The sequence below is a fragment of the Halopenitus sp. H-Gu1 genome, assembly GCF_041821145.1.
Lineage (GTDB): Archaea > Halobacteriota > Halobacteria > Halobacteriales > Haloferacaceae > Halopenitus.
On record NZ_JBGUBC010000003.1, the window covers coordinates 140,826 to 153,482 of the forward strand.

The 12,657-nt window shown below is 65.6% G+C and carries 9 protein-coding genes; all 9 read right to left on the reverse strand.

The window, feature by feature from the left end; genetic code table 11:
- Positions 1-4 precede the first annotated feature (4 nt).
- From ACERIT_RS03890 to ACERIT_RS03930, 9 genes are read right to left on the reverse strand one after another with little or no spacing between them, the layout of a single operon-like run.
- Positions 5-2,620, reverse strand: coding sequence for a helix-hairpin-helix domain-containing protein (locus tag ACERIT_RS03890; protein WP_373673512.1), 2,616 nt, complete (start codon positions 2,618-2,620; stop codon positions 5-7).
- The gene (locus ACERIT_RS03895; RefSeq protein WP_373673513.1) at positions 2,620-4,587 is read right to left on the reverse strand and encodes a putative baseplate assembly protein; all 1,968 of its coding nucleotides are present in this window, start codon (positions 4,585-4,587) and stop codon (positions 2,620-2,622) included. Before ACERIT_RS03895 ends, ACERIT_RS03890 begins: the two co-directional genes overlap by 1 nt.
- The gene (locus tag ACERIT_RS03900; protein WP_373673514.1) at positions 4,588-8,112 is read right to left on the reverse strand and encodes a putative baseplate assembly protein; all 3,525 of its coding nucleotides are present in this window, start codon (positions 8,110-8,112) and stop codon (positions 4,588-4,590) included.
- 3 nt (positions 8,113-8,115) lie between these two features.
- Positions 8,116-8,505, reverse strand: coding sequence for a GPW/gp25 family protein (locus ACERIT_RS03905; RefSeq protein WP_373673515.1), 390 nt, complete (start codon positions 8,503-8,505; stop codon positions 8,116-8,118).
- 10 nt (positions 8,506-8,515) lie between these two features.
- Entirely contained in the window at positions 8,516-8,806 is a 291-nt protein-coding gene (locus ACERIT_RS03910; protein WP_373673516.1) for a PAAR domain-containing protein, read from the reverse strand.
- Positions 8,807-8,815: 9 nt separating this feature from the next.
- On the reverse strand, positions 8,816-9,451 hold the full coding sequence (locus ACERIT_RS03915) for a phage baseplate assembly protein V (RefSeq protein WP_373673517.1): 636 nt from the start codon (positions 9,449-9,451) through the stop codon (positions 8,816-8,818).
- Positions 9,448-10,497 carry a phage late control D family protein gene (locus tag ACERIT_RS03920; protein WP_373673518.1) on the reverse strand — a complete coding sequence of 350 codons (1,050 nt, stop codon included), beginning with the start codon at positions 10,495-10,497 and terminating at the stop codon, positions 9,448-9,450. Before ACERIT_RS03920 ends, ACERIT_RS03915 begins: the two co-directional genes overlap by 4 nt.
- Complete coding sequence (locus ACERIT_RS03925; protein ID WP_373673519.1) at positions 10,498-11,154, reverse strand: LysM peptidoglycan-binding domain-containing protein; 657 nt, start codon at positions 11,152-11,154, stop codon at positions 10,498-10,500.
- A complete protein-coding gene (locus ACERIT_RS03930; protein ID WP_373673520.1) occupies positions 11,151-12,605 on the reverse strand; it encodes a hypothetical protein in 1,455 nt (484 codons plus the stop codon). The genes ACERIT_RS03925 and ACERIT_RS03930 overlap by 4 nt, the downstream gene beginning before the upstream one ends.
- Positions 12,606-12,657: the final 52 nt, after the last annotated feature.

Genomic DNA, 12,657 nt, shown 5'->3' on the forward strand with positions numbered 1-12,657 from the left:
CCCGTTAGGGGATCCGCGTGTCCTGTCCCAGCCGACCGCGGACGTCGAGCTGGCCGAATGGTTCCCGTTCGGTGAGGACCGTCTCCTGGCCGAGCCCGGCCGCGTCCACCTCGAACGATCGCGCCGGGAGCGCCGTATTGATCCCCAGGTAGGTGTTACCTGCACGCTCGTCGTCCTCGTCCGCCCCGGCCAGTATCGTTCGCCGTTTTAAGCCCGCGGTCCGGCCAGTGGCGTGGGCCGGCTCCTGTCCCTCGACGATTCGTCGGATTGTGTCGACGTGTTCGTCGTCGAGCCACGGGTGCACCAGGACGAGAAAGCCCGTCGAACAACTCAGGAGGTTGTCGTAAGGAACCCGAACCGCCCCGTCGGATAGACAGTCGAGTTCGGCGTGCTCGATGACGCGCACCAGCGGCTCGTCCGTCGCCGTCGCTATTTCGTCGTACTCCGTCCAGAGCGCGTCGGCCGTTTCCGGGGTCAACACACCTTCGTCGACGAGTTCGTCGAGGCGTGCCCGTTCGCGCGATCTGGCACGGTCCCAGTCCGGCCGGTCGACCGTAACGTACTCCAGATACAACTCGATCGCGGCCAGCAGACCGGCCCTGGTCCCTCGTGAGCGATACAGCATCGACGCCTGGTCGATAAACGCCCGGCGGGCACCCTCGGGCCATTGCTCGTCGGTCTCGGTTGCGAGCCAGCTTCCCAGCCAGGCCAGATGGTCCGGGCCGGCGGGGATGCCCTGGGGATCGAGATAACCCGTCAGATCCTCGATCCCGGTCTCGACGTCCGTGAAGACGCTCTCGAACAGCGCGAGGAACTGCTCCAGAAACGCCGCGCTCGCTTCGTCCTCGCGGTAGATCGCCGGCAGTTCCTCGAGGTATGACTGCCGGGGCGCTTCGACCTCGACCGACCGGACCACCGGCGAGTCGTACTCGGTGCCCACCAGTTCGACAGCAACCCAGAGATATCGACCGACGGCGTCGGATAGCAACACCTCGGTTGGGTTGGCAGGCGACGCCGACTTCCAGTCCCGTTCGTGGAGCGCGGGCCGGTCCTGGACCATGGTGTTCGCTCGGTCCAGCCAGGTCTCGATCCGCTCCGAGGAGACGTCGAGTAACTCGCCGGTAGCGAGGTCGGCGATCACGGTCGCATCGAGCGCGACGAGATCGGCGAGATCGTCCACTCCAGCGTCGCGGAGTCGCATCGCGTACGTTGGTCCGATTCCGTCGACGGCTTCGAGATCCGGCGGCTCGCCGTCTGCCTCGGAGAGGAGCGTTTCGGCCGCCGAGTGCCACTCGGCGGCTCGATCGGTCGAGACGTTGACCTCCTCGACGCCGAGGATCGCCGCGACGGTGGTCACGTCGCGGGCAGCGAGGTCCCTGACCGTCTCGATGCCTGCCTCGCGGAGTCGCCGGGCGTACTCCGGACCGATCCCGCCGATGGCTGCTACGTCGGGAGGCTCCATCGCGTCCGCGTCCGGGGGTGCTGGCCGATCGTCGTCGGTCGCACAGTAGTGGAGTCGGATCTGCGTTCCGGCCCCGTCGACATCGGCGTCCAGGCTGATGCGGTGCCACTGTGTGCCGGCGTCACCGGCGTCCAGACGAGTACTCAGGTGACCGACGGGGCCAGCATCACCGTCACTGACGGTGGTGTGGACCGGTTCCAGGGCCGTGACCCTGCCGTCCCCGTCGATGGCGATCAACTCGTCGATACCGTGGGGCGCACGGAGTCGGATACAGCCCCGACGGAACGCCGCTTGCCGCTGGAATGCCGCCTCGCTGGATCGGTAGCGCATGAGGGTTCGCTGTCCGTCCCAGTCCGGTGACACGCCGGCGACGAGATCGCCAGTTCCGGCGACAGCGATGGTCGACGGGACGAACGGGTCGTCGGTATCCTGCACCCGGAAGCCACGGGGGCGTACTCGGACCGCGTCCACGGCGCTGGCGGGCGGCGACGCCAGGACGTCCCGTTCGAAGACGCGGACCACGTATCGATCCGAGGCCGCGGGCTCATCGCGGACCGTTCGATCGAGGACGGACAGCGTTCCCGCGTCGTCGGCTGCAAGATCGATCGGATCGTAGAGTCCCGTGACCAGTTCCTCGTCCTCGCCGTCGGCCCGTAGCGAGCGGACGGTCCCGCTGCCGGGTCGCTCGCCCCGGTCGAGGAGGTGGACTTCGTCTCTCATCCGGACGAAATCGACCGGATCGTCGACCGAACGGAATCGACGCGTCGAGCCGAGCGACCGTGAGTACGACTGCACACGCGCCGGATCGCCCCAGGCGATGTAGATCGTCTCCCGAGTGACGGCGATAGCCCGCGGATCGGCATCGGGTCGCCAGAGACAGCCCAACTCATCCACGGAGTCCTCACCAACCGTGTGACGGTACACTTCGCCCGCGGCCGTCAGCAGGTAGCGATTCCCGCAGGCGTCGACGGCCACGTCGATCGGGTCCCCCTCGATCGGTGGTACCGCCTCGTCCGTGCCGAACAGGGGCCGTGGAGAGACCCACGTCGGTGTGTCCTCGCGAGCGAGCGAGACTCCGGATGCGGTGCGGTCTACGTTCCGGCAATACCACTCCGCCCAGTCGTCGCCGGCTTCGGTCCGGAACGTTGCGAACTCCATCAGACGTCCCTCCCACACTGATCGCGTGGTCCCGAGCGGACGACGACGGAGATGTCGTCCGGATACGGCAACAGTGCGGCGTTCTCCTCGATGTCGGTATCGCCACCCGCAACGACCCGCACGTCACGGACGCCGTCGATGCCGGTCCGCGCCTCGAGTATCTCGTAGATCTCGGATTCGTAGATCGGCCGATCGAAGGGCCAGCCGTCCCCCTCGAAGCCATGGAGTGGGTGGAGGAAGGCGGTCAGATCCTCCTCGGCCCTCCGTCGTTCCTCCGCGGTTCCGACCCCACGAGTCAGGGTGACTTCCGCAGTCACGTCTACGGGAACGTACTGTGGCGGGATCACTTCGACACGTTCGGTCAAGAGCGTGTGTCGACGGAGGTGGGTCTCGACCGCGTCGAGAAAGCCACGAGTGGGGATCGGACGCTCGATAGTCGGTGGCGCATACGGCAGGACGACCACCCGGACCGAGCCACCCTCCTCGTCCACGATGGCACCCGCCCGCCCGAATCGCAGTCCGGGGGTCCGGGTGGCGATCGTCCGGTAGTCATCGACGGTGACGGCTCGTGCGGGCTCCCGACGTTCCTCGATCGTTCGCGCGAGGGCGTCATCCACGGATTCGGCATCACGACCCCCCGCGATCCGTGAGAGAGGGGAGACGTCGAGCGTCCGAAACCGATCGGCGGTGACCTGCCAGGTCACGTCCCTGCCGACGTTTCCGTCCGTTCCTCCGCCGTATGCGACCGAGTGTGCCACGACTTCCTGACCCGGTTCCGGGATGGCGCCACGACGACCGTCGCCGAAGCAAACCTCGCCAGCGGCGGGATCGTGAACGTAGTGTCGGTCGGACGGTCCCGAGGCGTCGAAGTCGTCCACCTCGGTCCAGGGCTCGCCGCCGACGTGGACCGACGCCGCGAACGCGGGGGCCTGCTCGAAGGCGAAGCGCTGGTTCGGCGTCCCGGTCGTCCGCTTGCCCTCCGGCGCCGCCGTCGTCACGTCCCCGTCCGGCGGTATCAACGTCACTTCCCCGACCGATTCGCGATGGCAGACGGGGACGACGTTGGGACGGACCGCGTCAAGTTGTGGCGGAACCTCGTAGCGCTCGTCGTCATCCGCCCGTGCGCAGGCGAGACCGCGGATCCAGTACAGCGGCTGGTCCCGTTCGAGGATAGTCACCGGTTCGGGGTCGTCGGGCCAGTCCTCGGGTCGCGCCAGCCGAACCCGGCCACCCCGGTAGAGGTGATTGGTCCCGTCCACCTGGACATCGATGTCACTCCAGGCCGTATCGCGGTACCATCGATCGGGGGTGGTACAGTACTGCCACGCCACCTCGATCGACGGATCGAACGGCGATTCCTTGTCGTAGTGGGTGGCTTCATCGGGGAGGTCGTCGTCGTAGTAATCGACGTCCAGGTCCAGTCGATCGCCGACGAATGGGTCGGCGTCGAAGCCGAGATACAGCGCACAGCCCGGTCCGGCCTCGCGGCCGAAGGCGTGGTACTGGCGTCCCGCTCCGGCATTCTCCCGTGTGTGGTCGGTCCGGCCGTGAGGGTGTTCGGAGACCACCGCGGCGACCGATGCTGCGGTCATCGTGACGGCGTCGCTCGTCTCGAAGGGTTCGATGTCGCCACCCGTCGTCTCGGCGGCGATCGGTGTTCCGGCCGGCAGCGTCTCCCCGTCGTGCTCCGCGACGTCGGCGATCGTCAACTGCCCGGTTGCACGTATCGGTTCACGCGGCGCGGCGTCGAGCAGCTTCAGGTATTTCTCGCGGTGGGTGTCGGTGACCTGATCGAGTTCGTAGCCATAGGACTCGGCGAGCCAGGCGAGCAGCTCCAGGATGGTGATCCCCGGGTCGTGGGCGTTGTGGTCGGTCCACGCCTCGCTGTGGACGGGGAGGCGCTTTCGTGCGTCCTCCATGATCTCCTCGAAGCGGCGTTCGTCGAGATCGGGAACGTCGAGACTCATTCAGGATCCCTCCGATCCGGTGGGACGGTCGGCCATCCTGACGGTCAGTTCGTGGCTGTCGTTGTAGACGAGCGTATCGGCCGCCACGCTCGGGGTCGCCTCCCCCTCGGTGACGGTAACCACGTTCTCCCCGCCGTCGAAGGTGACTGAAAGCGATGACACGTGATCGACCCCCTCGATGCCCTCGATGAGGGCGAACAGCGTCGAGATGTCCGGCAGATCTCCGAAGGCCCAGCCGTCGCCGTCCGGGCCGCCCGTAAGCGGGTGACAGAACTCCCGCAGGTGGTCGTCGATCCGCTCTTCGAGGGCCGAAACGCTCCGGACGTCGGCGCCGACCACGGTCGCCTCGATCCCGACGGCCACGTAGCTCGGCCCTCGGACCACGATCCGGTCCCGGGCGACGAGTGAGGCCGGTGCTCGGTCGCTCAAGGCGTCCTCGACGTCCCGCTTCAGGCCGATCGACGGGACTGGCTTCATCCGCTGATCGTCGGGGACGATGAGCAGCGTCACCCACCCCGGCTCGCGCTCGCCCGCGCGGTTCATGCCTTCGATGCAGCGCACGTTGGCCAGCCGACGGGAGGCGTCAGCGGCGATCCGTTCGAAATCCGCCGGCGTCACCGCACGCCCACGATCGCGAATGGTTTGTGGAGCGCGACCCAACACGTCGTCCATCGACTCCGACGCCGCGCCGCCTGTGCCCGGTGCCGGATTCGTGACTTCCTCGACGTAGGGTAGCGAGCTCTTCGCCCCGGTCACGGCCCCGATCCCGACGTTCCCCTCGACTCCACCGCCCGTGCGGTAGGACACGCGCACGTTGTCGCGCCCCCGTGGCGGGATCCTCCCCGAGACACCGTCACCGAAGGTGATCTCGCCGGCCGTTCGGTCGAGCACGTAGTGACGGTGGTCTTCCGTCGAGTCGAGGAAGTCATCGATCTCGTGCCAGCGAACCCAGAACGCCCGAATCGAACCGTTTTCGGCCGTGTCGGAGAGGACGTCGTCGGGTCGTTCTGCCGCCAGCCGTTCGCGCTGGTTCGCGGATAGCGCGGTCTGCTCGTTTACCCAGACCTCACCGTCGATGACGGGCGGTCGGGTCACCGAAAACGACTGGTCCGGCGCTCCGTCACTCGATCCGAGGATCTCCTCGTCCACGACGGTGACGTTCCTCGCGTGGCCCGTGTTGGGATGGATTCCGTGCAACCGTGGCCGAGCATTCGTCGGCTCGCCCGCCGGCGGGTTCGTGACGACGACCTCGCCACACGCCTTGCGATCACCGTCCATTGCCCGTCGTCGGGGTATCCGGACGTCACCGCTCAGATCCAGACCCGACTGCCCAAAGGACTCGCCCCGGACGCGCGCTCTGATCCAGTGATGGTGCTCCCCGAAGCGTTCGAACGCGGTCGTTTTCTCCGGGACGACGAGTCCGATGAGTCCCCGTTCGGTGAAGCCGCCGGTTTCGTCGGTCGTGTCCAGGGGAGTCCATTCGTCGGCGTCGGGATCGACACAGTACTCCCAGCGGACCCGCGAGGCAAAGCCGTCGGGGTATTCGTGTTCCTCCAGGTCGACGAACAGTTGGAGGGGACCGCCGTCCAACGGACGATCGAAGCCGAGATAGAGCGTCTGATCCTCGTCGGCGAGTTCCCTGAACGGTTCGAACCGGCCTTCGTGATCGACGCGGTCGGGACCGAAGGTCCGCGCGTTGTACGAAAACAGGTGTTCGGGATTCCGGTCCTCCGGATACTCGTAAGTGATCGAGACATCGCCGTATTCCGGTGGGTCGGTCCGGAACTCGGGAACCCACTTCTCGCCGTTCTCTCCTTCGTCGACGTAGACGCGGTCCCCGTAGTCGCCTCCCACGAGACGAGCGCGCACCCACACGCCGTCGTGCCCGGCGACGCTCGTCGCGGCGACGTCCGCGGGGACGCTGAAGGTCACGGAGACCGGCTCATCGTCGATCGTAAAGCCCTCGGTTTCGTCGCTCACCGAGAGCGTTGCCCAGCCATCACCGTTCCAGTACTCCCAGGAGACGTTGACGTTCGTGGTTCCGCCATCGGTCGATCTCTCGACGGTGAAATCAGCCTCAAGCCGGGTCGCATCGTCCTCATAGACCGGTGTGAGCGTCGGGAGTGATTTCTCGTGACCGGTTTCCTCGGTGTCCACCTCCGGGATCACCCATGTCGGATCGTCCGGCTGCATCGTCACGGTTAGCAGCTCGGGCTGGAAGGTGATCGTCACATCGGCGTCGGCCTTCGTGAATGCCTCCTCGCAACCGACGTACAATGCATCGCGGTGGGACGGTCGATCACCGAATGGGGTGATCGATCCCTCCTCCGGGTCCTGAGGGACGTCGTTCGCGAGCAGCATGTCGGGATCCAGTTCCGTGGGCGCGGCGGCCAGGGAGACGTCGGCCAGTTCCACGTCGAGCGGCCCCGTCGGCGTCCTCTCGTCGGGAACGCGACACCGGATCCATCTGCTTTCCCGTCCGTTAACCTCGGTTTCCAGGAGGGGACCATCCGGCTCGAGTTCGACCGTGACCACGTTCATCCGATTCGTCGCGGATTCCGGGTCAGGAAGGGATATCTCCGGGAACGACGGCAGCCGCTCGATCGGGACGTCGAACTCCGGGCTCAGGATCGATTCGCTCTGGACGTTCGGGTTGAAGAGCTGTCGGAGGGACGCTCCCTCATCTCGTGTTTTCGAGGTCCCCGTTTTCGTCACGCTCCTGAACAACCGTTTCGTCGCCGTCCGTGAGCGTTGGGCGAGCGGTACGAAACGCTCTCCATCGACGATCGGGACGAGATCGTCCGGAATAACGTCGACCGGCGTCCCGGTGACGCCGGGCCCCGATATCACGTGCCACCCCTCTTCGCTTTCCCCGTCGCCCGTCGACTTCTCGCCGTAATACTCCCATTGCAACCGCTCTGTGATCACCTCCGGGGCCGCGGTCGTCTCGACGACGGCCCGGATCGTCGACCCGTTCGAGACGGTCAACAGTCCGGCGTGTCCGATGTAGAGGAGGTTCTCCTGTCGATCTTCGCCGGCAAAGAGTGCGGCCGTCCCGGTGTCATCGAGCACCGCTGCGTGATCGAATAGCCCGTCGCTTGCTGGATCGACACTGTAGGCCGACTGCAGGCGCGCGGGCGTGGCCTCGAATGCCTCCTCAGCTTCGAACCGGAAGGTCCGTGCTGGTCGATCGTCGGTCTCCTCGGCGACGACCTCCGTCCCGGCATCGATCCGGACGGTATCCCCGGCCTCGGGAGCGATCGTGAACTGAACGGGGACCGTCGCGGCTCGGGGCGGTCGGCGGTCGAACCCCAGTTCGTCGAAAAACGCCACGCGGTGTTTCGCCGGCGTACTGTCGAGGCGCTCGATCACGTCCTCGGCCATCTCGGCGAAGTGGGCAACGAGTGCCGATCCGGGATCCTCAGCGTCCGCGTCCCAGTCCTCGACGTAGTGCGGAGCGATCGTCTCGATGTGTTCGCGGATCGCATCACGGCGGCGGCCGTCGAGTTCTGGATCCGCGACCATGGCTCAGCGACCTCCCACGTAGAACGGGTAGACCATGTTGAACTCGCCGTTGGTCCGGCGGATGCGGTACTCGATCACGACGTCGAGACGACCCTCCCGTCGGTCGCCCATCTCCGCGGCAACCGATAGCACTTCGATCCGGGGCTCCCACCGAGTCAGCGCGTCTTCGATTTCGCTTTCGATCAACGTCCGTGTCGTCGCATCCACCGTCTCGAAGACGTAGTCGTGGATCCCACAGCCGAAGTCGGGACGCATCACTCGCTCACCAGGTGCGGTTTCGAGGATGATCCTGATCGACTGCTCGATGTCCGTTTCGCCCTCGACGAGTTCGATCGCTCCCGACGAGTCGGTTGCGACCGGGAACGACCATCCACGTCCCAGAAACTCATTCATCGTTCCTTCCTCACCCGATGAGTACCGTCGGACAGCCCATCACGATCGAGTTGGGAGGGCCGTTCTCGACGATCGTATCCCCTTGTCTGGCGGCCGGCATGCCGTTGATCAGAACGGTCGAACTCCCCGGTTGCGTGATCCCGCCGACGTGAGGGACCGGCCCCGTCGAAAGGGGACAGCTGTGCACGTCCGCAACGGCTCGCCAGGCCGGCATTCCACCGATCAACACGTCTGGGCTACCGCTCCCCGACAGCGGCGTCCCATGAGCAGTCTGGTCGAGTGTGCGTGCGGCTGGTGGCATTGTACAATGTCAATTCAATTGGATTACTGCCCCCTTAAGCGTTAGCATACCGGATGCGTCGATCGTCAGGTTCCCGTCGGCCGAGACCTCGATTTGGGGGGCTTCGATCGTGAGTTTCGCACCGGCCTCGATCGATACTGAACTCGAGACGGCGTCGAACTCGATCCGGTTTTGTCCGCTTTCGTCCTCGATGGTGATCTTCTCACCCCCGCTCGCGTCGTCGAGGACGATCGTGTGGCCGGCGTTCGTCTCGATCTCGACTTTTCCCGCCGTGTCGTTGTCGTCGAAGGTCAACTCGTGCCCGCTTCGGGATTTGATCTGACGGACGTCGTTTTTGCCGTCGGCGTTATCCTCGGGTGGCCCCTCCTGGCCGTTCCACAGCGCACCGAGCACGTAGGGATGGCTCACGTCGCCGTTCTCGAAGGCGACGAGAACCTCGTTGCCGACCTCCGGCAGGAAGAACGTGCCCATGTCGTCCCCGGCCATCGGCGTGGTGACTCGTGCCCAGTAGCTCTCGTCGCTCGCGTCCCGCCAGGGGAACTCGAGTTTTACCCGTCCCATCCCCTCGGGATCCTCGTTATCGGTCACGATACCGACGGCGACGCCGTCGAGGCTCGGCCCTCCACGCCCGCCGGCAAAGCTCATGCGAGCGCCTCCCCGTCGGGCAGACGCACTTCGAACTGGGTGGTGTAGCCGTCGGTCCCGACGCGATGGGTGGTGTCGGTCACGTAGTACGTCGCGGAGTAACGATCGCCGAGCCCGCCGAGTTCGATCGGCTCGCCGATCCGTAGCTCCGGCAGGCCGATCGTTTCGCCCCGCCCGGTCAGGCGACCGCGAGCGGCCTTCGTGAGCTTTGCACTCGCCACGGCGTCGGCCTCGGCACGTGACCGGACCGGCTGGCGCTCGACCCGTTTGCCCTCGCCGCCCTCGTTCGTCGCCGTGCCGACGATCGACTCCTTCCGTTTCGGATCCCAGTGACGGACTTCGAGCGTTTCGACCTTCGGCACGTCCTTTGATTTCGGTTCGAAAGAGAGGAGTGAGTCGCCGTAGGCAAGGGTGACGACCGGATCGCCGGTGTCGTCCGAGGCCGCAAAGTGAAAGTCACCGCGGCTGCTGTACACCTCGAAGGGGCCGTTTCCGGCGTCGTTGCGCTCCGCGAGCCGCTGGAGGAAGGCGAAGTCGCTCTCGTCATCTTGGACGACCTTCGGTCGACTCACACCGGTGTCGTCGACGACGATCGATCCGAACTCGTACTCGTCGGCGACCTCCTGGACGACCTCGGCGTCGGTCGTCTCGTCCCACGAGTCGGAGTCGGTCCCCTCGGCCATGTCGTGGAGGGGTCCGTAGCCGCTGACCTCGACCGTTGGCGTCCCGCTTTCGGGGAATCTGGGCATCACCTCGTCGATACTCCCCCGGAGAAGCTCCTCGAGGCGATCCCCATAGCCGAGTTCGATGGTGATTGATGCGCCCGTCCGGAACTGCTCCCAGTCCAGGTCGGTAAACCGCTGGGTCTCGTGGTCGAACAGGGTGTTCACCGAGAGCGAAAAGCGATCCGCGCCACCGAGGGTGGCGTCGACTGAGACGTCGGTGATGACGCCGTGGGATTCGCTGTACGTTTCGCCGTCTATCGTCACGGCGAATCGTGGCGTGTAGAAATCGTCGTACTTGCGTTGGAGGCTTGTCAGGTCCATTTATCGTTCCAGTGGCGGGATCGCCAGTTCAGTACCCGGCTCGATACTCCGTGGGTTCACGATGTCGTTTTCGGACGCGATCGCTCGCCACTCGCCGGGGTCACCGTACTCGTCGGCTGCAATAGCCCAGAGGGTATCACCTTCCGTCACGCGGTGAGCGGTCGACCTGTCCGCAGAGTGGCGTGGCTGCTCGGCGCGTTGTCGTTCGGGCGTCGTATATTCCTCGAAGGTGACGGTGAGACGGGCTCGCACGGGCGTCCCGTCGTCCAGGAACATCGTGAACCGTTTTTCGACGCTCGTGACGACGGATTTGAACTGGAAGCTCCCCCAGACGAAGCGGACGACCGGCGGTGCGTGGAGATCGCCGTCGACGCGGACCAGGGCGTCGATCTCGTCCGTGTAGCTCCTGACGTCCTCGCCGTCCTCGTAGGTGTCGAAAAACAGCTCCATCGACAACGACTCCCGTTCGCCGTGAATGAACTGGGTGACCGGCGACGTGAATCCGGGCATCGCCACCGTCCCGTAGTTGACCGACTTCTCGAGACTGTACTCGGTCGGATTGAAAAGCGCCGTCAGTTCACGGTCGACTCCGCCCGATCCATCGAGCACCTGGATCTTTGCCTTCTTCAGATCGCCGGCGGTGGCGCGCCCGCTCATAGCCCCCGGCGCTCCCGTTCGATCCGCCGTTTCTCCTCGATCACCCGATAGAGGCGGTCGGCAAGCCGTTCGATGTCGACGGCCTCGGTGATCGCCTGCTCGTCGATCTCGGGGGCCGATCCGCGCTGTCCCGACTCACCCCACACGGATCGCTGATCATCGGCGCTGTACGAGGCGGGCGGAGCGCTCGAACTCCCCACAGATGAACCATCCACAGTGTCGTCGGCGGGACGGTCGTGACGGACCGTCATCCGGAGCCCAAATCGCTCGGCGTCAACTGCAGACGCTGGTTGAATCCTTCCGACGTCCTCAGTCACGTTCCTCGATCCTTCGAACCCGGTCTCGCCTGCGTCAAGAGGCGACATGGCGACCGGATCGACGGAGGATTCGGTTACAGCTCCGGACCAGGTCTCGAATCCGGCTCCGAATTCGAACCCGTCGCTTCCGCTATTGGTAGGCGGCCCGACTGCGGTGCCGAGTGGTGTCGGGGCGTCGTCTGAGTCGGGCGATCCGAGTCCTCCCGGCAAGCTGTCGTCTCCCGTCGAGTTGTCACTGTCCGATCCCCAGCCTTGGCCCTGGACGGTCATCGATGGCGTCATCGATGGTGTCATCGATGGCGGCGTTGATCGGTCGACTGACCTGACGGTGCGGCTGGGGCGGCCCGAAACCCGGATTCGGTCGGCGTCGTCGGCGTGTTCGTCGGGGGTGCCTGGAGCTGATTCACCCACCGCTGCTTCGACGTCACTCGACGTCTCCGCTCCCGGAGCGTCGTTCCCTCCCCCGCGCTCGGACTGTGTCTCCTGATTAGACTGTCTCCCCCGATCGGAACGCGTCCTGCGATCGATCGGTGACCGTCCACGATCGTCTCTGTTCACCCTCCCGTCTCGATCCGGCAACGAGTGGACGTCCATTCGCAGGTGATCGATACCCCGTGACGGGCCCTCTATGGCGTCGCTGTCCCGGTCGCCACCGGTTGAAGAACCGTCCGATCCGTTGCGTTCGATCGACGAATCCGTTCGCCTCCGCTCGGAGCCAGCGTCGGCGGGCGTTGCCCGGTCGATCGTGGCCGCCTCTCGAATCACCTCCCGAACGCGGGGTTCGTCGCTACTCCGATCGGCGTCTGCTGAGTCGTCCTCGTCGAACCGAGCGTCGTGTTCCCGCGACAGGATATCGGTGCCGGAGAATGGATCTGGATCGCCCGTGCGGTCGGACGTCATGCTACCGCCCTGGCCCCCTCCAAGCGCCCGTGCGGCGATCGGTGCGAGCGTCAGGTGAGCCAGCGCGGGGGGCGGCCAGTCGCCGGCGGTCATGCCAAATCCGAGGACGCCGTCGAAGGACGTGAGCACCTGGGGCCCCGATGTCTGGTCGACACCGTGTGACTCCTGCGTTCGAAGCACACCCATCGCTCTGACGAACCGCGGAAGTTCGATCGCCCCGTCGTCATCCGTCACTGCTGGGGCTCCCCTTGGCATGTTTGATCAAACCAATATTGACCGCCTGTTA